This is a genomic window from Rhodonellum sp., from assembly GCF_030656585.1.
In the GTDB taxonomy this organism is placed as follows: Bacteria; Bacteroidota; Bacteroidia; order Cytophagales; family Cyclobacteriaceae; genus Rhodonellum; species Rhodonellum psychrophilum.
This window is the reverse complement of sequence record NZ_JAUSPP010000018.1, coordinates 26286-47972: the sequence shown is the minus strand read 5'-3', so window position 1 is coordinate 47972 and position 21687 is coordinate 26286. Positions and strand designations below refer to the sequence as shown.

Sequence of the window (21687 nt, the reverse complement as noted above, 5' to 3'; positions counted from 1 at the left end):
GGCTTGCTTTTAATTCCCATAACTTAAAGAAAACTTCAAATCCCAGCATTCCTGCTGGGATTTTCTTATTTTTCAGGGATGATAAAATTTAGCCAAAAAGGGAAAGGGCCAGCACTGATATTACTTCATGGATTCTGTGAGTCCAAAGAAATGTGGAACACTTTTGCAGAACGATTTTCAGAAGATTTTGAGGTTTTTTGTCCGGATTTGCCCGGATTTGGGGAGACCCGTTTGGAACAAGATCACATTTCCCTTGAAGAGGTCGCTGTGATGCTGCAGGAATGGATGGCTGAACAGCAGATCGAAAAACCCATCCTCATCGGTCATTCCTTGGGTGGCTATGTCGCATTGGCCATGGCGGAACTGATGGGTGCGGAACTCAAAGGAATTGGCCTTTTTCACTCGACTGCTTTTCCTGATGAGGATGAAAAAAAACAGACCAGAAACAAAACCATCACCTTTGTCAAAAAATACGGTGTGGATAAGTTTATGGATGCCTTTGTTCCCCCATTATTCTCGGAAGCGCATCGGCTCACCCAAGAAGACCAAATAGCACAACTAGTCTCTTCAGGAAAAAGGAGTTCAAAAAAAGGCATCCTCGCCTTCATCGTCGCCATGCGGGACAGAAAGGATCGGATAGACATTTGGCAACATTTTTCAGGAAAAAAGCTTTTTATCGCAGGGGAAATTGATGGTGCCATCAAAATAGAAGCCAGCCGCAGACACCAAGCATTTGCCACACATTACCACGAATTGGAAGGAGTTGGCCACATGGGTATGTTCGAAGCGGAATCTGAATGCTTGGAAATCGTCGGAAAGTTTTTGGAAAACCAAGTTTAAAATTATATTTTAATGCGTAATTTTTTTAATAAACACAATCTTAAAGGTAATGGGATGTCGAAGGAAAAATCCGAGAAATGGTTAAATCTGTACCCAAACTACAAGGCTTATTTTTTCAAAAAAAGTCTGCCTCTGAACGTGCTTGGTGGGGTTTTATTCTACCTTTTGATCATCAGGTTTGATTTCAACAATCTGATCCAAATTCAAAAGATAAACACGGCACTTCTGTATTTGGTGTTCATGTTGATAATCCATTATTTTCTCCTATACAAGCCCAATAAAAAGATTCACGAATACAATTCCTGATACACAGCACCCTCCTTAGACCACAGGAATCTTGACCACGGGATGTGGATAAGTATGACCAGGATTGATCCCCAATTGCTTTAATGCTTTGGTAGACAGCTCAAAAGGCTGGTGAATATCAAATCCCTCGATCTTTTCCAATTCAGGGATCCAATGTCTGACGTAACGCCCTTTTGGATCGTAATTGGTTGCTTGCCTGAGGATATTGAAATACCGATTTTCCCTGGGATCATTGCCCACACCGGCCACATACATCCAATTCCCCCAATTGCTGCACACATCGTAATCGATCAGAATGCGCTCGAAGTAAGCTGCTCCCCAGGTCCAGTTAATGCCTAGATCGTTTACCAGAAAGCTAGCCACAATCTGACGGCCACGGTTGGACATAAAACCCGTTTGATTCAATTCCCGCATATTGGCATCCACGAAGGGAATACCGGTTTTGCCCGCTGTCCAGGAAGCAAAGATTTGTTCGTCTTGACTCCAGCTATCCACATGGTTTTTGATTCCAGACAGCTTGAAGACCTTGCTTCCATGCTTTTTGCAGATAAACCTGAAGTAATCCCTCCAAATCAATTCGAAGACAAGCCAATACGTGGATTGATTTTTTTTCACTTCCCGCTCATAGCGCAGCACTTCCTCAAAAATATATCTGGGAGAAATGCAGCCCAGTGCCAGCCAGGGAGAAAATTTGCTGCTGTAATCAGCCCCTAACAAACCGTTCCGGGTTTCCTTGTACACTTTTAGACAATCATTGTCCCAGAAGTAGGCCTGAAGTCTTTTTTTGGCTTCGTCCTCCCCCCCTTTGAATTCCAAAACCGCTCTTTTGTCCTTGGGCATTTCCCTTAATCCAAATGTGGATAAGTCCGGAAGTACTCCTTTTTGAATCTCCAATTCAGGATAGGGAATATTGGTGGGGGTTGGAAAAGTTTTCCTGATTTGAGAAAGTTTTTCACAGTCTTTTCTGAAATGGGTAAATACTTCAGGAGTTTGTGTAACGGGAAAAGGTAGGTCTTGGACATTGTAGAGCGTACTTTGCCAGAAGGATTCCGTGGCGATCCCGTTTTTCCATGCGTATTGCTCCAAATCTTCCTCAACCTGTTTTTCCTCAAGGGTCACTTCTTCCGAGAAAAAAATGGCATTGGCCTGGATCGAGATGGCTAAATCCACCACTTCCTTCTCGGGAAGCCCTTGTAAAACAACAAGATCAGCGCCTAGGATTCGGAGATTTTCCCTGAGGTTATCCACAGCTTCCAACAGGAATTTTGCCCTGAATTCCCCGGTTTTGGAGAGCCCTAATTTACTTTCCCTAAACATCCAGGGATCGAAACAAAAAACAGGAAAAATCTCCAGCCCCTTTTCTATTGCAGTGGACAACACCGCATGATCATGAACCCTAAGATCATTTCTAAACCAAACCAATATTCTATCGTGCTTCATTTGACATTTTAACAGCTTGTGGAGGAAAAGTGTTTATGAAGCCCATGGCTTTAATCCATAATTTGGTTATGTTTGAAATCCATGACTACCCAATCCGATTCCATGTACAACAAAGCCTCCCTATTTCTTCTTTTTTCCCTATTCGTAGGGACAAGCGCTTTTGCCCAAAGTCAAAAATTAGACATCAAAAAACTTACCTACCAAGGTCTAAAGTACCAAAGCTCCCAGAAGCAAATCGAAAAGACTTTGGGAGAAGCCTTTCGGGTTTATGTACCGGAAGAGGAATGTGGTGTACTTGCCAACAAAAATCCAGAAGCTCAAATCTCTACCCTGGATTATGGCTTTATTTCTTTTACGGGAAATGAAAAAACAAAATTTATGCTCAGCGAGCTCAACTTCCTGTTGAATCCAAAGGCGGTTGTCGTCTATGAAAACTCCCCCATTTCCAATCAAACCAATAAACAAGAATTGATTGACCTGTTTGGCTTGGACCCAGAAGTGGTCAAGGAAAAAGGATTGTTTTTTTGGTTGGAAAACAAAGACGCTTATGTTTTTCAATTTGAAGATGAAAAATTGGCAAGAATCTCCTATTGGTCCCCTTGTTGATAAGCCTATTTATATTGCCCAAAATTAAATTTTACACATTTATAATAACCCTATGAAAAATTACATCTTCCTCTTTTTTGCAATCCTTACACTACCTGCCTTTGCACAGGAAAAAACAGGTTCCCAAATGTTTATGGAAACACTCAAACAACATTGTGGAAAGGCTTATGAAGGCACTGTCGTAACACCACTAGCGGACAATGATCCTTTTGCTGGAAAAAAATTGGTCATGCATGTGCGAAACTGTGACGACAACGTGATCAGGATTCCGTTTTTTGTGGGCGAAGACAAATCCAGAACTTGGGTTTTGACGCTGGAAGACGGCTTGATCCTACTCAAGCATGACCACAGACACGAAGACGGGACCGATGACAAGGTGACCATGTACGGCGGTAGAACGGCCAATACAGGAATGGCTGGGATCCAGTTTTTTCCAGCCGATCAAGAAACTGCGGATTTGATTCCCTATGCAGCCAACAATGTCTGGTGGATCACAGTGGATGAAACCTCCTTTACCTATAATTTAAGAAGAATCGGAAGTGATCGTTTCTTTTCCGTAAAATTTGATTTGACAAAGGAAATAGAAACTCCGGATGCCCCTTGGGGATGGAATGATTGAGATTGAATTGGGCTGTCCGCAATTGGAATTCTGAATTGCGGACAGCCCTTTTGACATGAAATTCTCTCGGTTTCGATATATTTCGACCGTCAATTCGAATGGCTCCTTTAAACCCAATCTACCCGATGAAGAAAATCCTCCCCGCTCTCTTTCTGATTTTTTTGACCTTACCGATCCACGGCCAAGAAAAAACATTGGCTGAAAAGTTAGGCTATTCGAAAACCGACAAATTGCTGATCATCCATGCAGATGACATCGGCTTGGCCCATTCCGAGAATGTGGCCACCTTGGCCTCTATGACCGAGGGAATCGTCAATTCCACCAGCATCATGATGCCCTGCGCCTGGTCAACGGAGGTCGGGGAGTTGATTCAAAATTTTCCCAATTTGGATGTCGGGGTGCACATTACCCTGACCAACGAATGGTTCAATTACAAGTGGCGCCCAGTGGCATCTGCCGAAAAAGTACCGGGATTGATTTCAGAGAGCGGCTTCATGCATTTTGACTGTGCCACGGTTTCTCAAAATGCAACACCAGAGGAAGTGGAAACGGAAATGAGGGCTCAAATAGAAGCTGCGCTGAAAATCGGCATCAAACCCACCCATTTGGATTCCCATATGGGCTGTGTTTTTTATGGAAGACCGGAATATGTGGCTTCCTACCTGAAATTGGGCCAGGAATATGGGATTCCAGCGATGATCACACCAGAAATAGTGGAATCCATCATCAAGGCCAATCCTTCCCTTTTCACTGAATTTGATGTGGATAACTTGCCTATCATTACCCAAATTGCAAGCGCATCCCCTCAGGAATACGATGAGAAAGGAATGGAAGGGTATTACACAAGCTTGCTGAACAACCTACAACCCGGAATCACCGCCCTTTTGATTCATGTAGCTTTTGACGATGCAGAAATGCAGGCCATTACCCTTCGCCATCCTTACTGGAATTCGCCCTGGCGGCAGGCTGACTATGATTTTTTCACAAGCGAAAAAGCCAAAAATCTTATTGAAGAAAACAACATCAAATTGGTCACTTGGCGGGAAATTGGGGCTTTATAAATAAATGATCGCTTGCGAATTTTTCGACCGCAGCGAGTCCTTCGAAGGAAGCGTTAAAACCAAAAAATGCATTAGGCTTCCCAAGGAGGTTGGAAACCATAAGGAAAATCAGATTATTTGAAATATAAGGCGTGGCGCCAAGATGGGGAAGTCAAAAACAGCAAAAAACCGACTGCTTATTAGGCAATTTTAGTCTGAATAGAATTGATACTGTATAAAACGGGTTAAATAAGCTGAAATTCATAAATGGGGTGGTCCGAAACGCCTACCTTTATTCAATAACCATTCATAACAATCTCCCAATGAAAAGCCTTTCCAAAATCCTAACGACTGTCACTTTGCTGTTGGCAGTCTTTGCTTGCGAAAAAAAACCAGCAGAAATCGTCCTTTTCAGCATGATGGATGGGGTCGAAGGACTTTCAGGAAAGACTGAATACCTTGCATCCCCCTATGTCACGGCAGGAGACCGCGTGTATATGGTCGGTCATCAGGATGGAAGTTTCCCTGATTTGGGTTGGCACGTGGAAGGTGAAATGGGAGGGATCTGGAACCATCCCATCAAACTCATGGATGGATTCACCAACGCCATAGAAATCGAGGGCAATCGCTTTTGTTTGGACAATGCCAGTGCATTCATCAACTATCCCTTTGCCAACAAGCATGAATTCAAGAATTCCGTCCCTGGCTTGGAGGTAGAACGGTTCCAATTTGTCCCAGATGGAAAGCAAGGATTGGTCATCGAATACCTTTTTAAAAATGTGGATAAGTCCAAAAAAAGCTTTGTATTTGAATTTGACGGTCATACTGACCTGATGCCAGTCTGGCTCGGCGATCGGGCAGGCATGATTGACCATGTGGATAACTTGGTTTTCGATGACCAAAGACAAGCCTGGAGAGGCAAGGACGAGGGAAATGAATGGTATGTATTGTTTGGTGCCAACCAGACGGCCAGCCATTCTCAGGGGGATTCTTCCCTTTGCAATTATTTCCCACAGGGAAAGGGAAAGTCCGCCAAGCTCAGCTATGAAATGGAGCTTTCGGCAAACGGGGAAGGAAGCCTTAAATTTTTTATTGCAGGATCTTACTCCGGTTTGGATGACGTGCAAAAAACCTTTGACCTGATCAAGACACATCCCGAAACCTTTTTGAAGGACAAAAGAACAAACTACGACAGAATAGCCTCTTTGTCGAAAATCACCATTCCGGACAAGGAACTTGAAAAAACCTTTGAATGGGTCAAATACAATACAGAATGGCTGGTGAGGGATATACCGGAAGTTGGCCGGGGACTCGGCGCCGGGATGCCCGATTACCCTTGGTGGTTTGGCGTGGACAATGAATACACGCTCAAAGGCGCCATTGCCACAGGGAGGAAAGACTTGGTGTACGCCACGGTTGATCTTATCCACAAACTGTCCGTACAGGAAAATGACAACGGCAAAATCGTACATGAAGTGAGCACCAATGGAGTAGTCTTCAATCCCGGAAACATCAATGAAACCCCTCAATTTGCCTCCTTGATCTGGTATGTTTACCAATGGACAGGAGACAAAGCATTTTTGGAAAAATATTATCCAACAATCAAAAAAGGTCTGGTATGGCTGATGGAAGAAAACGACAAGGATGGCAATCTTTTTCCAGATGGCTATGGCATGATGGAAATCCACGGATTGGAATCCGAAATGATCGACGTGGCTGTCTATACCCAAAAAGCTTTTGCAGATGCCGCCCAAATGGCCCTCCTGATGGCGGAACCAGAGGTCGCCAGAAGTTATCAACAGACCGCTGACCTGATGAAAGCAAAGATCAACACCGATTTTTGGGTGGAGTCTGCCAACTCCTACGCTGATTTTATCGGGACTGCAGCGGAAACATTGCCTTTGGTAGATGCCGCGATCATCCGCGCAGACACCTTGGGCAAACCTTGGGCAGTGGAGGAATTAAAACTCTTGCGAAAAAAGTTATCCACATACCCAAGAAACAAAAAACAGGGATTTGTGCTCTTTCACAACTGGGTGGTCAATACACCGATGGAGATGGGAATCGCCGATCCCGAAAAAGCCATCAAGGCACTTGACAAGGGCAGTAAGTTCGTCAATCCTTTTGGGGTTTTTGTGACCGGAATAGACCGGGACGAGGCCTCCAAATCCGAGGACGGCTCCTTTACGGGGAGCAAAGTGTTCTCTTATACGGGTGCTGTCATGACCTTGCCCACGGGCGTTCAGGCCATTTCGGAAAACAATTATGGAAGACCTGACCAAGCACTTGCCTACCTTCAAATGATGGTGAAATCATTTGGATTTGCACTTCCGGGATCGATTTATGAGGTTTCTCCAGATTATGGAATGATGGCTCAGGCTTGGAATCTCTACAGCTTTGGGGTCCCTATTGTGACTCAGTTTTTTGGAATCCAGCCGGATGCAGGCAATAAAGTTATCCACATTTCAACCCAAATGCCTTCGGATTGGGACTCCGCAAAAATTGAAAAGGTATTGATCGGAGACAATGTTCTGACCTTGTCATTCCTGAGAGTGGAAGGGGAAATCCAGTTGCAAATCAACCAAACGAAAGGGGATTGGCAAATCGATTTTGTTTTCCCGACGGGGAAATACAACGTTTGGAAATTCGGCGGAAAAGAAGTGGAAAAAACAAGGGTTGGCAATCAGGAAGTCTTCCGAACGTCTGGTACCAGCATTTCTGCAAGCTTCAAATAAGGAAATCTTGTGATTCGCTAGGCAAAAAACAGGATTTAAACCATGTGGGCTGAAACATCCCCAAAAAAGAATTTTGCTGAAAAATGGCTGGTAAAACACTGTCGACCAATCTGATTGACAAATAGAGGCAAGGGGTTCACTGAAACGCGTTTCGGTGAACCCTTTTTTGTAAGGTAAACCACTGAGCCGATGGTGGGATGGGGCGATTCGACGGAGCCAAACCAGCTCAAATATTCAACCAATAGTTGAGCTTCATCACAAAAGCCCGTTGCTTGGAGGCAAAGGTATTGGGAAAATAATTGTCCGTGTAGACGATAAAGAGATCCGACACCGGGGCATACCGCCACTGAAGTCGGGTATTGATATTGATGTTGTCAATCTGATTGTTGTACTGGAGGAAAGTGGTCCAAAAGAGATTTTTTGTCATGGTGAAATCTATCCTTGGACCGACCAGCAGCAAATCAGCATTGTTTTGCGGTGCAGGCAACCGGATTTGATTGAAGCTGAAATTCATGGAAATATTTGCGAGATACCCCATTCGATAGTTCATTGTACCTCCCAATCTTTTGATAGAGCCGGTAAAATAATCCCCAAAATCCCCATTGGCTGTGACAAAAAATGTGTTTCTGGGATTACCCAGGTATCGGAAACTGAAAAACGTATTCCTGTAATCGGTACCAGACTCCAACTCCGTCCCATTGGTTCTCGTCGGATCAAAGGGGGAAAAAAGATAGGTGTAGCGATTGTTCAGCGCAACCGTCAGTGTGGATAAGGATTGAAACTGTACCATATAGAAAGCGGTATGCAATTCGTCAGTCACCCCGAGGTTTTCATTCCATAGGGTTTCGGATTCAAAGCCCGGACCGTGCCTGTTGATCAAATCGGATTTTGGAAAAAATCGAAAAGCCAATTGCGGCGCGATTCTTTGGTAATCTTTTCTAGGAGTGAAGCCAACCGCAGGGTTGTAATTTTCCCCGATATTGGAATAGGCCAAGCTTGCTGAAAAATTGAGGTTATTGTAGTTCAACTGGGCATGCCCGGTTCCGGAATTACTCGGATTTTGGTATTCGAAAGTCTTGTGGTAAAAGAATTTTCCTGACCACCTGTTGTTTTTGGAGGCCAGATTGTAATCAATACCAGCCAAGCGGTTAAAATCAAAAGGTTTGAAACTCGCCCCGCCCTTTTCGGAATCGAGGCTCTCTCTGCTGACCAAAATGATACCCAAATTAGATCTGCCAAAAACCTTTTTCTGAAGGGCGGCGACCGTGTAGTTTTTTCCCTCAATATTCCTTTCTGGATCATTGCCCGTCTGCATGTTCATCAGACCGATTCTCCAATCATCGGTGAGTTTTCCACTGAGCCTCGCACCATAGACGATTTGGTTTTGAACGTTTTGGCCTGTGTTTTCGTCCCGATCCACACCGATCCTTCGGGAGAAGAATGGCCGGATTTTTTCGGTCCCGAAATCGGAAAACAGATCGGCATTCTCCAGAAAAAACTGCCTTCTTTCCGGAAAGAATATCTCAAAACGGTCCAGATTGGTGACCTGTTCGTCCACTTCCACTTGGGAAAAATCAGGATTAAAGGTCAGATCCAGGTTAAGCGCCGGACCAACACCGATTTTGGCATCACCACCAAAGGAGGGCTTGAGCGGATCAGATGTGCCCTCCAGCGAATTTCTGGCTGTCCCCATAGCAGCATAGGGAATCAAGGAAATATTGGCCCCGGATTTTTCCAAGGGTTCCTCAAAAAGTAATTTCCTCGAGAAGGCCAAGGCAATGACGGAGAAATTTCTGGGAATAGGGGTCCAGGTACTCCTTTCGTTGTATTCGCTGTCAATTCGATAGAAATTCACGTTCCAACTTGTCGCCCGCTCCTTGAAGCGCAGCGTGGAAAAGGGGATCGCTGCCTCCACCACCCAGTAGTCCTCGTAGATTTTGGCTGTGGAAAACCATTTGTTGTCCCAAGCTAGGTTCAGGTCCGCAGAGACACTACCACCGTTGGCAATCAGGGATTCCCGCTGGACTCCGTAGGGATTGACTCCGAATTGGAAGGCATTCGTTTTGTCATTGAAGGTATCGAACACAAAGCTGATTCCATCATTTTGTTCCCCCCGGAAATCCCTTCGCAGGGAGGTGCTGACATATTTATCCCGTGGCCCGAGGTTGTACATGACTGCGGCGATATAGATGAATTTGTCATCATAGGCGATTTTGACCCTGGATTGGGCCTTGGCCAAAGAGGTGTCAGAGGGGAAGAATTGATAAAAATTGGTTGCCCAGCCTTCCTCCAGCCAAACGGATTCATCCAAAACACCGTCCAAGGTGATGGGGAAATCGATTTTTACAGCTTGCAAGCCGGGCAGTATTTCGGTCTCTCCCTGCGCAAACAAGAAGGAACTGGAAAAGAACAGAAATACAAAAAACAAAGGCTTCATGGCAGCAGGTTGGGTTTTTAAAATTGCACATTGGAAGCGTTAATTGATTTGGCTTTTTTACCAGTGGTAAAAATCATTTTTGGGCTAGGAAACACCAGTGTAATTCCAGCAATCCTTCCTTCCATAAAAACATAAATCCTAAAAGGAATTGTATCAATATCAACAGATTATCTTCCAATATTTTTTATTCCAATAGGAAAAATTTAAGTAAACCGAAGGCCAAAGTTGTCCACCGAAATCTTAGGTTTTTTGTCTATTTTCGTAAAATGTGCATTTTAAGCGTGCAATGCGCCTATTTTGATCGTCTAAAATGTGGATAACTAGTGGATAACAACACTGAACCGTTCATCTACAAATGTTTAGAGGCATGGATTTTTTACTTAATCTGATTTCCAGGAAAAAGCAACCAACTTCATATTGCCGGATGCGTAAAACAAGACATGTCTGGGAAGCGCTATACCGAAGCCAAAATCACAGTTCCCAAGTTCTGTGAGGAGGAGGGTTTTTATACAACCAAACAGCGCTCTTACAACATGTCCCAAATTCGGGGAAAAAACACCAAACCGGAAATCCTGCTTAAAAAAGCCCTTTGGCATGCTGGACTGCGGCACCGGAGCAATAAGCAAAAATTGCCCGGAAAACCCGATATCGCCTTTCTCAAATACAAACTTCTCATCTTTATCGATGGCGCTTTTTGGCATGGTTACGATTGGGAAAACAGAAAGGAAAGCATCAAGTCCAACCGTGCCTTTTGGCTGCCTAAAATCGAACGCAATAGGCAGCGCGACAGGGAAATCAACCAACACTATGTCCAGAAAGGCTGGACCGTCCTCCGGATATGGGATTTTGAGGTGAAAAGGGAAAATATTGATGCCTTGATCGACCGCATCCGAAAAGAAAAGGAAAAAGTCCAAAAGAGAAAAATCTAAGCGAATGTTAATTGAAAGGGCTAAACCGATCTGTTTTCACAAGTTTTGTTAAAGCTCACGGTTAATGAAAGTTAATCGTTTTTAATATATCGTGAAAACCTGGAATTTAATTGGAAATCAATTTCCAGGTTTGCGATGGTCCTTTTTTCTATTCTTTTACTTATGCTCCAAACCCTCCCAAACGAAAAAGTCTGGAAGGCAAAATTAGTGGATTCCGTGACCGGAGAACCTATTGCTTTTGCCCATATCCTCCACCAAAAAGATCAGGCGATCTCAGACCTTGAGGGTAATTTTATCCTTCGCTTTGAGGATGCATATCCTGTCACCATCAGGCATGTGGGATACGAAACCTTGATTTTGGATCTGAACCTGGATTCATTACCCAACACAATTCAATTGCAAGCAATCGTGTTTCAGTTGGATGAGATAGAAATAAGGCCTTATCCAAGCGAGGAGGATTTCAAACGCCTGTTGCTGGACAACAGCTTTATTCCCTCCCAAATGCACCAAAACCTCCAAAACAATGTCACCTATATGAAGTCCATTCGGAATTTGGCCAAACATTACGACATGAGCAGTTACAATTCCTTCCTTTCCCGGGTCCGTCAAGAGGGTGGTGCCACTTTTTTTACCAGCACAGGAGGGGGCCTGATCCAGGCCTTTCGGGACTTGAAAAAGCCAAAGGTCCCTACATTTCCTAGTAGTTCACAACCCGTGTACCGCTTGGATCCGAGTGGACTTAAAAATTTGAATCTGCCGGATTCCCTAAGATCTATGCGGCGGTATTTCTAGAGCAAGATGAAACGTGATGGGTCAGAAATAAACAAATGAAAAAACCCTTAGCCGAAAAAACAGCCATAAGGGTCATCACTGATTTCCTTCAGGATCTCTTCGAGCGTATTTATTTTTTTATCGGGCTTGTACAATTCCCATTTTCCACTTGCCCGCATCCAATAGATTTTCCACTCATTCTTGGCGTTGACAAAGGTGATTTTGGCAAGAGGGATTGTCAATTTTATTGTTGGTGACCTAAAACTTGGACTTATTTCTTCCAGGATAATATTTTGATCCTTGATGGTGCACTGGAGATCCATCTCCTCCCTTAATTCCACTGGCGGTCTTTTCTCTTCCAGCCAAGGGTTGAGGATCGATTGGATTTCTCGGAGGTGAAAGGGGTTAAATTCCATAAAAGCTTATGTTCATTTTTGATTTACAAAAATACTGGATATTTCTGTTTTTTTAAGAGGAATAGGATGTTTTGATCCTTTTAGAATTTCAATGGAAAGCATTCCGATCCGATTTCTTCCTGACTCTAAAATAGGAAAAGGACAATTTTCAGTCGCCAATTTTCATGCTTTTCGGGAAATGTTTGGAGAGGGATAAGGATTAATAACGGATAAATGAGGTCTGTCAATCATTCCATTCTTACCCCATGACTATGCCTTCTAAAAACTCACCTAAACTCCTGCTATCACTTTGCACAGCATTGGTTTCCTCAAAATCCTCAAACGTATGCCAATCATGGTCAATTTCAGGATCATAGGGATAAATCCTTAAACTTGGAAAACCCCAATCCTCAGACACAAAAAACATCTCCTGAATCAGTTTTTCTTTTATCTTATGCGTTGCCGCAGCGATGCTGATTTCTTCTGGATTTTCGAATACAATCTCCCCAAACTGCTTGTAATTTGCACCATCTCTGTACATGTAATTGAGTTTGATGTTTTTCATCATTTAGAAAAAGCTTTTAAGCCTGCGATGATTTGATTGATTTTTAAAACCCCTTTATCCAAGCGAAAGTTTGGCTGAGGCGCTCCATAGATAAAGTGGTATAGGCTCATTTAATTCCCAATTGATACTCATTGGTTTTGAGCCATAATAATCCTTGAATGTACCTTCTCCTATGAATACATACCCCATCGTATTTTTAAACTCATTCTGTCTTTGTTCCCGAACAAACAATAAAATTATTTTCCCAATTTCTTCATGCTGAATATAACTCAATCCTTTCCCCCTATCTGGTCGTGAAGCATTTTGGGATTGCCAATGAAAAAGGTTTTCCTTTATGGCATAATCCTGATACATGGTTGTTGGCGAGTAATTCTCTTCGGATTTTATCAAATCAATAAACAAAATCTCGGTATTTAACGCTCCATTTTCTGCCACTCCCTCTCTGTTTGAAGATCTAGTTTCAAAACTGCTCAATCTAAAAGCAGATAATATCTGATCTCTGGTATATCGGGCATGTAGCCTAAGAGGTTGGTTATAAGACAGTTTAATATCGATTTCTTTAAAGGAAACATCATCCAGAAGAAGCTCTAATACTTCCTTCATTTCCTCGACAAGATTTTCATTTCTACCGATCGCCTTGATGCTATCCTCCAAATCATCAAAACCACCTTCTTTTTGCCAAAAATCATAATGAAGCATCAAACACATTGCTTTTTCATTTTCGGAAAAATTCTCCAATTGTATTTGAAATCCAATTTTGGCTTGCGTCAATAAAAATTTAAAGTAGGACGAAGAGTCTGTGGACAGCCATTTCTTTGAAATACAGCTCACCATTTCTTTTTCATTCAAATTATCCAAACTGCTCAACTTCCCTGCTTCATAACAGAGTCTTTTCCAAGACCCTCTTTTGTAGATGGTTGCCAATGGAAGGTGGAAAAACTCTGAAAAATTCTTAAGGTTTAATGGCTGTGTGGATTGGTGTTGGAAATTCCTGATTTTTTGGATAATCTGATTTCTATTTGGACTGGTGGCCGATTTGATATTGTTTAAGATTGTCTCCTTCGCCTGTTTTTCTAAAATAATAGAACAACCCAGTGGTAAATGCGGGAAATTTCGTTCGACCTCATTTTGAATGGAGGTGTTTGATTTTCCAATGAGGGCTCTAAATTTCCCTTCAAAATCGTATTCAGCACGGGCATTTCCAACAAAATCCAAAACCGTCAGACAGTCTTTGTTTTCTGATAACCGAAGCCCACGGCCCAATTGCTGGAGAAAAACAGTCAAACTTTCCGTAGGTCTCAAAAACAAAACCGTATCGATCTCAGGAATATCAACTCCCTCATTGAAGATATCAACCACAAAAAGATAATTGATCTCTTTTTTCAGAAGCCTATTTCTAATTTCAGCCCTATTTTCATTCCTACCACTGACCAAATAATCGGCTTTTAACCCAGCCAAAGTGAATTTTTCAGCCATAAATTGCGCATGCTCCTGAGTGACACAAAATCCAAGCGACCTCACTTCATGAATATTAGTAAGGTATTTTTCCAGATTGGAAAGTATGTGACTAACCCTATGGTCATTGTTGGTGTAAATTATTGTCAGCTCACTGGGTAGATACCTTCCTCTTGACCAGGAGACATTGGATAAATCTACATTGTCTGAGATTCCAAAGTAATTAAATGGACACAGTAGCTTTTGGTTCAATGCTTCTGGCAACCTGATCTCAGCCGCGATGTGGTCACAAAAGTCTTCCAAAATATCTGTCCTATCCATTCTTTCTGGCGTTGCAGTCAATCCCAATAGAATCTTCGGGTTGAATTTTTTCAGAATCGGTCGATAACTTTCAGCCGTGATATGATGGACTTCGTCAATGATGATAAAATCATAATAGTCTTCCGAAAGATCCAAATCCTCAATTCTGTTGTTTAAAGTCTGTACAGAAGCAAAAACATGATCAAGTTTTTGGGGATTAATTCCATCCACCCAAAGCTCTCCAAAATTCTGGTTTTTCAGGATGCCTCTAAAAGTTGCAAGAGACTGCTGCAAAATCTCTTTCCGATGTGCCACAAAAAGTAGATTTGCCTGAGGATTGGCATTAAAAAAGTTTTTGAAATCAAAAGCAGAAATAACAGTTTTTCCCGTACCCGTGGCAGCAACAATCAAATTCCTAAATCTATTGTGGACACTCCTCTCTACCTCAAGTTTTTCCAAAATCTCTTCTTGGAACTTATAGGGCTTAATGTCAAAAATCGTGAAGGAATTATTTTCAAATCCTCCACCGAATCGCCCTTCTTTTAAGGCAATTACTAGTTTTTCAGAATGGGTTTCATGCACATAGGTTTCAAAATCTGAACTTTGCCAATAGGTTTCAAATGTTTTTAGGGCCGTTTCTATCACATGCGGGACCTCTTTGCTGGTGATCTTTACATTCCACTCCAAGCCTTTTGTCAAAGCTGATTTAGAAAGGTTTGAAGAACCAATATAGGCGGTGTTGAATCCTGTTTTTCTAAAAAACAAATAGGCCTTGACATGCACCCTCTCGTTCTTGGTGTTATAAGAAACCTTTACCTCGCAATTCTTTAATTTGGAAAGGAATACAACGGATTTCGCATCGGTGGCACCAACATAAGTGGTGGTAATTAATCTTAATTTCCCACCCCTATTCGTAAAGTCTTCCAATTCCCTCATCAAGAGTCTCAGACCCTCCCATTTGATGAAGGAAACAATCAAATCAATTCTATCGGAGGATTTGATTTCTTTCTGAAGTTCCCCATCCATTTGGATTTTTTTTGATCCTCCTCCTCCCGTAAAAAGAGAACTGAAAATCAACCTGGATTCAGGAGTTATTTCTTTCAAAAAGGTATCGAAATCCAGGATTCCAAAATTAACTTTGGAATAAATGGCTTTCAGTATTTGACCATTGAGTCCTACAAGATCTTCTTCAAAATCCCCTTCATTCAACTCATCCCTAATCAATAAAATAAGCTTATTGACCAATGCGATCTGGTGGTCAAGCGAATCTTTTTGTGAATAAAGACTCAAGGCTTTATTCAGAATATCGGAGAAATATTGTGAAAGGACAGTTTTGGCCTCCTCCTTATCGATGACCTTTTGGGCAATTAAAAATTTCTCTCTGTCCAACTCATCCAGTTTTGACTGAACAAGTTTCGTGATCAATGCTTCGTAAATTCCTTGATTCATAAAAAAACGCTGTAATTAAACAATTAAGGCTTAAGGTAAATAAAATAATAGCCCAATGGATAGAATCGTTTTAAATTGACATCAACTGACCAATTCTTTTTTTTTCAAACGGGTAAAAAATCCCATTTCATGCTTGAACATAAATCTCAGCATTCACTATTTAGATGGCAAAAAAGCCCAATCCTTCCCAAAAAATCCAAATAAAAACCCCGGTTGGTTTCTCTCCCAACCGGGGTTCCGATTATTCCCCAAACAATCCCTGGTACAATTCCTCCAGCTTGCTGACGGGAATGACCTTGATGTTGTATTTGTCCAAATCCACACCCTTCACCGAATACTTGGATACCATGATCCTTTTGAACCCGAGTTTCTCCGCTTCCGTGATCCGGTTTTCGATCCTGTGCACTGCCCTGATCTCTCCCCCAAGCCCCACTTCTCCCGCAAAACAAATGTCTTCCGGCACGGGACTGTCCTCGTAGGAGGAAATCAAGGAAGCACACACCGCCAGATCCAATGCTGGGTCGTCCACGCGCATCCCTCCGGCCACGTTCAGGAAAACATCCTGCTGTCCCAATCGCATCCCTCCCCTTTTTTCCAAGACTGCCAAAAGCATATTCAGCCTCTTGGCATCGTGCCCGGTACTGCTTCGCTGTGGCGTGCCATAAGTCGCCGGGCTGACCAAAGATTGGATTTCGATCAGCAAAGGCCGATTTCCCTCCATCATGGCGCCGATGGCCACCCCATTGAGTGCCTCATCCCGCTGGGTAAGCAGGATTTCGGAAGGATTGGCCACCTGTCTCAGGCCATCTGACCGCATCTCGTAGATCCCCAACTCATGGGTGGATCCGAATCGGTTTTTGGTGGTCCTCAAAATCCGGTAAGCAAGGTGTCGGTCCCCCTCAAATTGAAGGACAGTATCAACCATGTGTTCCAGGACCTTGGGTCCTGCGATGGCGCCATCCTTGGTGATGTGCCCTACCAGAAAGACCGGCGTGCCGGTTTCCTTGGCAAACTTCATCAACTCGGCGGCACATTCCCGAACCTGGCTGACAGATCCGGCAGCGGATTCCACATAGTTGCTGTGCAGCGTCTGGATGGAATCGATCACCAAGAGCTCGGGTTGCAAGGCCTCGATCTGTTGAAAAATACTCTGGGTATTCGTTTCGGAAAGGATGTAGCAGTTCTCGGATTTGTGCGGCATCCGTTCGGCCCGCATCTTGATCTGGGATTCGCTTTCCTCCCCGGAGACATACAGGACCTTGGTATTATTTAGGATCAAAGCGATCTGGAGCATGAGGGTAGATTTCCCAATGCCCGGTTCTCCCCCGATCAAAATCAGGGATCCTGGGACGATTCCTCCGCCCAACACCCGGTCCAATTCTGCATCTTGGGTGACCAACCTGGATTGCTCCTCGAAATTGATCTCATGCAATCTTTTGGGAACAACGGCCCTTTTTTGCTTACCCGATCCTTGTTTCCAAGTGCCGACTGTGCTTTCCTCCTTTTGGATCACTTCCTCCACGAAGGTGTTCCACTCCCCACAGGAAGGACATTTCCCGATCCATTTGGGACTCTGCGTCCCACAATTTTGACAAAAAAATGAGCTTTTTACTTTGGCCATTCGGAATGCTTCAATGATGGTATAATTTGAATAGAGTTGTTAAGTTGGAAGTACTTAGTACCAAGTACAAAGTCCGAAGTATAAACTCCGGAGTCCATAGTTCGATGTTTAATGGGCTTCCAGCCAATCTTTCCCGACGCCCACCTGCACTTCCAAAGGAACGGCAATGGTGACGGCATTGGCCATCAATTTGGGGATTTCGATTTTCAAGAGTTCGACTTCATCCTTGTGCGCATCAAAAACGAGTTCATCATGTACCTGAAGGATCATTTTGGACTTCAGGTTCTCTTTTTTCATCCATTCATGGACGTTGATCATGGCCACTTTGATCATGTCGGCTGCTGAACCTTGGATGGGGGCATTGATGGCGTTTCGTTCTGCAAATCCCCTCATGGTTTGGTTGCGGCTGTTGATGTCCCTGAGGTAGCGTCTTCTTCCCAAAATGGTTTCCACATACTCGTTTTTCTGGGCCTTTTCGATGCAATCGTCCATGTATTGCTTCACGGCAGAGAATTCCTTGAAGTATGCATCGATGATTTCCTTCGCCTCTCCCCTGGAGATGTTGAGGCGCTGGGCAAGCCCAAAGGCGGAAATGCCGTAAATAATCCCAAAGTTGGCCGTCTTGGCCTTTCTTCTCATGTCGGTGGTGACTTCTTCCAAGGGGACTTGGAAGATCTTTGCCGCAGTGGTGGCATGGATATCACGGCCGTTTTTGAAAGCTTCAATCATGGATTCATCCTGCGAAAATGCAGCCATGATCCGCAGTTCGATCTGTGAATAATCCGCTGCCAGGATCACGAAATTTTCGTCACGCGGGACAAAAGCCTTTCGGATTTCCCTGCCTCTTTCGGTCCTGATCGGGATGTTCTGGAGATTGGGATTGATGGAAGATAGCCTTCCAGTGGCTGCCACGAACTGGTTGTAGGTCGTATGGATCCTTCCGGTTTTGGGATTGATCATGGTGGGCAATGCGTCCACATAGGTGGACTTGAGCTTGACCATCTGTCGGTATTCCAAGATGGCAGAGGCGATTTCATGCTCTCCGGCCATCCTGCTGAGCACTTCCTCGCCGGTGGCAAATTGGCCGGTTTTGGTCTTTTTGGCCTTCGGGTCAAGGTCCATCTTGACAAAAAGGATTTCGCCCAATTGTTTTGGGGACGATAGATTAAAAGTCTGTCCTGCGAGTTCGTACACCCTTTTTTCGATTTCCTTGCTGTCGTCCTCCAGAATTGTGGATAACTCTGCCAGGCTGGCGGTATCGATCTTGACACCTTCAAATTCCATTGCGGCCAAAACTTTGATCAAGGGGTTTTCCACATTGTGAAAAAGATTGTTTAATCCATTGGACTTGATGATGGGATCAAAAACCTGCTTCAGTTTAAGGGTGATGTCTGCATCCTCGGCGGCGTAGGCGACGACCTCGTCCACGTCCACGTCGCGCATATTGCCTTGATTCTTTCCTTTTTTCCCGATCAGAGATTCTATCGATACGGGTTTGTAATTCAGGTATTGCTGGGCGAGCCAATCCATGGAATGCTTCCCTTCGGGTTCGATCAGGTAATGGGCCAACATGGTATCGTAATATTCGCCTTTGACTTCCATCCCATAATTTTTCAGCACCAGCACATCGTACTTGATGTTCTGTCCGATTTTCCGGATGCTTTCATTTTCAAAAATCCCTCTGAACAATTCCAATTTGTCCTTGGCTTTTTCCTGATCATCTGGGAATGGAATATAAAAAGCTTCTCCTATTTGGTAAGAAAATGAAATCCCAACCAATTCCGCCACATTGGGATTGAGGGAGGTCGTCTCGGTATCAAAGCAAAATTCTTCCTGGATTTCGAGATAGGAGATCAATTCTTTGATGTCCTCCTCACCCTCGACTTTGTGGTAGTCATGTGCACTGCTCAAGATGCTGTCTTGCAGGGACGCTTCCGGGAGAGGATTTTCTTCCACTGCCACTTCCACCTCGGCTTCTTTTTTCACACTGCCTCCGGCAAAAAGATCCATTTGGTCGCTGACCTTCATTGTCGGCTTTTTGAGACTTTCTCCAAAAACCCTCTGGGTAAGCGTTCTGAATTCAAGTTCCGCAAAAAGCGCCTTCAGCTTCTCTTCATTGGGCCCACTGTACCGCAGGGCAACTTCATCAAAGTCAATGGGAACATCCTGGTTGATGGTCGCCAGTTCCTTGGAAAGTAAACCTTGTTCGCCAAAGTTTTCCACATTTTCCTTTTGCTTGCCTTTGAGTTTGTCCGTGTTCTTCAGCAGCTCTTCTACGCTTCCGAATTCCTTCAGGAATTTGACGGCTGTTTTTTCGCCGATTCCGGGAATCCCCGGAATGTTATCCACAGCATCTCCCATCAATCCCAGGATGTCTCGCACCTGTTCCACATGTTCGATATCCCATTTGGCGCAGATTTCCTTGGGACCCATGATGTCCACCGCATTGCCCATGAAGGCCGGCTTGTACAAATAGATATGGTCTTCGACCAACTGCCCGAAATCCTTGTCCGGTGTCATCATGTACACGACAAAACTCGTGTTTTCAGCCTTTTTGGCGATGGTGCCGATGATGTCATCTGCTTCAAAACCATCCAGCTCAAGAATGGGAATGTCAAAACCCTCCACGATTTGCTTGACCCATGGTATACCAACCTCAATGTCTTCGGGTTGGGACAGCCTGTTTGCTTTATAGGGTTCATACCGCACATGCCTAAAAGTCGGGGCTTTGGTGTCAAAGGCAACGGCAATATGGGTCGGTTTTTCTTTTTCAAGGACCTCCAAAAGCGTATTGGTAAATCCAAGCATGACGCCTGTATTCAATCCTTTTGAATTGATCCTGGGATTTTTACTGAATGCAAAATGGGCTCTGTAGATCAAAGCCATTGCATCCAGAAGAAACAGTTTTTTATCTCCTTTTGGGGGCATGGGGTGGGTTTTTACAAGTAAAGAAATGAACCTTCGGTTTTATTATGCTTAAGGTGATCCTGATCGCACTGAGAAAAGGCCAGGGCTGCAAGATTTCTCCCCTGTTTCAGGATCAGAATCGGAAAACACATTGGCAATGGTAAAATTAAGGATTCTTCAGGGAAAGAAAACTGGTTTCCGAAGATTGGCTAAATTACAAAGAATAATGAAATTAGTTTTAGCTGCTATTTGTCGAATATTGAATTATTATCTTATTTTTGAATGCTTGCCCCTCTATTCGGCCTGACTTTTGTATTTGACAGCAATGCAGGAGTATAGATCCCTGGTGGTACATTTATTTTATTTTCAACCAATTAAATACATTATTATGAAGAAGATCGCTTACCTATTATCGTTCATGCTTTTATTCAGTGCTTTTGCACCCGCAGCAATGGCTAAAGGCGTGAAAAAAGAAAAAACAGAACTCACTGCCGAACAATTGGTTCGTGTTGGGGAAATCGAGTCAAGAGTAGCAGAAATCAAATCCATGGACTTTTCCAAAATGTCCAAATCAGAAATAAGCAGTGTCAAAACTGAGCTGAAGGAAATGAATAAGGAAGCTAGAGCAGCCAACAATGGCATTTACCTTTCAGTTGGTGCCATTATCATCATCCTTTTGATTGTGATCTTGCTTACCTAATCGCATAAAACAACTCAAAAACCCGAGACGAATGTATCGGGTTTTTTTATGCCCTTTGCGCCAACTTTTGTTGACTGTCTTGTTCTTTGGCCTGTATGTGAAGGCTTAAAAAATTATTTAATTAGTTTAGGTAGAATTTTGTCATTGTTTGAATGCTTCAATATCCATTCGGCCTGTCATTTGTATTCCTCAATACTGCTTAATCACCGTTACTTGGTGGCACATTTCGTTTATTTTCAACCAATCAAACACACAATTATGAAGAAGATCGCTTACCTATTATCAGTAATGTTTTTATTCAGTGCTTTTGCACCCGCAGCAATGGCTAAAGGCGTGAAAAAAGAAATAACAGAACTCACTGCCGAACAATTGGTTCGTGTTGGGGAGATCGAGTCAAGAGTAGCCGAAATCAAATCCATGGACTTTTCTGAAATGTCCAAAGCTGAAAAAAACAGTGTCAAAACTGAGTTGAAGGAAATGAACAAAGAAGCTAGAGCCTTGAACAACGGTGTTTATCTTTCAGTGGGAGCCATCATCGTCATTCTATTGATCGTGATTTTGCTTACCTAATC

The 21687-nt window shown here is 43.4% G+C and carries 17 protein-coding genes; 10 read left to right on the top strand and 7 right to left on the bottom strand.

What is annotated here, in order from left to right; translation table 11 throughout:
• Positions 1-78: 78 nt before the first annotated feature.
• Positions 79-840: an alpha/beta fold hydrolase gene (locus Q7J63_RS03750; RefSeq protein ID WP_304884062.1), complete on the top strand. Its 762-nt coding sequence runs from the start codon at positions 79-81 to the stop codon at positions 838-840.
• A 12-nt stretch (positions 841-852) separates the two neighbouring features.
• Positions 853-1146: a hypothetical protein gene (locus tag Q7J63_RS03745; RefSeq protein ID WP_304884060.1), complete on the top strand. Its 294-nt coding sequence runs from the start codon at positions 853-855 to the stop codon at positions 1144-1146.
• Between the two features lie 15 nt (positions 1147-1161).
• On the opposite strand, the gene Q7J63_RS03740 is transcribed toward Q7J63_RS03745, so the two are convergent.
• Positions 1162-2586: a DASH family cryptochrome gene (locus tag Q7J63_RS03740; protein WP_304884058.1), complete on the bottom strand. Its 1425-nt coding sequence runs from the start codon at positions 2584-2586 to the stop codon at positions 1162-1164.
• Positions 2587-2667: 81 nt separating this feature from the next.
• Between Q7J63_RS03740 and Q7J63_RS03735 the strand changes: the two genes are divergently transcribed.
• The 4 genes from Q7J63_RS03735 to Q7J63_RS03720 all read left to right on the top strand — a co-directional run bounded on the left by Q7J63_RS03735 (position 2668) and on the right by Q7J63_RS03720 (position 7586).
• On the top strand, positions 2668-3192 hold the full coding sequence (locus Q7J63_RS03735) for a hypothetical protein (protein ID WP_304884056.1): 525 nt from the start codon (positions 2668-2670) through the stop codon (positions 3190-3192).
• A 52-nt stretch (positions 3193-3244) separates the two neighbouring features.
• The gene (locus Q7J63_RS03730; protein WP_304884054.1) at positions 3245-3811 is read left to right on the top strand and encodes a hypothetical protein; all 567 of its coding nucleotides are present in this window, start codon (positions 3245-3247) and stop codon (positions 3809-3811) included.
• A gap of 125 nt (positions 3812-3936) precedes the next feature.
• Positions 3937-4872 (top strand): polysaccharide deacetylase family protein, encoded by a 936-nt coding sequence (locus Q7J63_RS03725; protein ID WP_304884052.1) that lies wholly within the window; start codon positions 3937-3939, stop codon positions 4870-4872.
• Positions 4873-5174: 302 nt separating this feature from the next.
• Positions 5175-7586, top strand: coding sequence for a glycogen debranching protein (locus tag Q7J63_RS03720; protein WP_304884050.1), 2412 nt, complete (start codon positions 5175-5177; stop codon positions 7584-7586).
• Between the two features lie 226 nt (positions 7587-7812).
• Here the strand turns inward: Q7J63_RS03720 and Q7J63_RS03715 are convergent, their stop codons facing one another.
• Positions 7813-10023 (bottom strand): DUF5916 domain-containing protein, encoded by a 2211-nt coding sequence (locus tag Q7J63_RS03715; protein ID WP_304884048.1) that lies wholly within the window; start codon positions 10021-10023, stop codon positions 7813-7815.
• Between the two features lie 440 nt (positions 10024-10463).
• On the opposite strand from Q7J63_RS03715, the gene Q7J63_RS03710 reads away from it, so the two are divergent.
• The gene (locus Q7J63_RS03710) at positions 10464-10952 is read left to right on the top strand and encodes a very short patch repair endonuclease (RefSeq protein WP_019596380.1); all 489 of its coding nucleotides are present in this window, start codon (positions 10464-10466) and stop codon (positions 10950-10952) included.
• 162 nt (positions 10953-11114) lie between these two features.
• Positions 11115-11744 carry a hypothetical protein gene (locus Q7J63_RS03705; RefSeq protein ID WP_304884046.1) on the top strand — a complete coding sequence of 210 codons (630 nt, stop codon included), beginning with the start codon at positions 11115-11117 and terminating at the stop codon, positions 11742-11744.
• Positions 11745-11791: 47 nt separating this feature from the next.
• On the opposite strand, the gene Q7J63_RS03700 is transcribed toward Q7J63_RS03705, so the two are convergent.
• From Q7J63_RS03700 to polA, 5 genes are all read right to left on the bottom strand, one after another.
• Positions 11792-12139, bottom strand: coding sequence for a DUF3024 domain-containing protein (locus Q7J63_RS03700; protein WP_304884044.1), 348 nt, complete (start codon positions 12137-12139; stop codon positions 11792-11794).
• A 238-nt stretch (positions 12140-12377) separates the two neighbouring features.
• Positions 12378-12686, bottom strand: coding sequence for a hypothetical protein (locus Q7J63_RS03695; protein ID WP_304884042.1), 309 nt, complete (start codon positions 12684-12686; stop codon positions 12378-12380).
• A 51-nt stretch (positions 12687-12737) separates the two neighbouring features.
• Entirely contained in the window at positions 12738-15887 is a 3150-nt protein-coding gene (locus Q7J63_RS03690; RefSeq protein WP_304884040.1) for a DUF3427 domain-containing protein, read from the bottom strand.
• A gap of 241 nt (positions 15888-16128) precedes the next feature.
• Complete coding sequence (radA, locus tag Q7J63_RS03685; RefSeq protein ID WP_304884038.1) at positions 16129-17508, bottom strand: DNA repair protein RadA; 1380 nt, start codon at positions 17506-17508, stop codon at positions 16129-16131.
• 108 nt (positions 17509-17616) lie between these two features.
• Positions 17617-20436 carry a DNA polymerase I gene (gene polA / locus Q7J63_RS03680; protein ID WP_304884036.1) on the bottom strand — a complete coding sequence of 940 codons (2820 nt, stop codon included), beginning with the start codon at positions 20434-20436 and terminating at the stop codon, positions 17617-17619.
• Between the two features lie 367 nt (positions 20437-20803).
• Here polA and Q7J63_RS03675 point away from each other — a divergent pair, with 367 nt between their 5' ends.
• Both Q7J63_RS03675 and Q7J63_RS03670 read left to right on the top strand, forming a co-directional pair.
• Complete coding sequence (locus tag Q7J63_RS03675) at positions 20804-21115, top strand: hypothetical protein (RefSeq protein ID WP_019596371.1); 312 nt, start codon at positions 20804-20806, stop codon at positions 21113-21115.
• Positions 21116-21373: 258 nt separating this feature from the next.
• Positions 21374-21685 carry a hypothetical protein gene (locus Q7J63_RS03670; protein WP_304884032.1) on the top strand — a complete coding sequence of 104 codons (312 nt, stop codon included), beginning with the start codon at positions 21374-21376 and terminating at the stop codon, positions 21683-21685.
• Positions 21686-21687 lie beyond the last annotated feature (2 nt).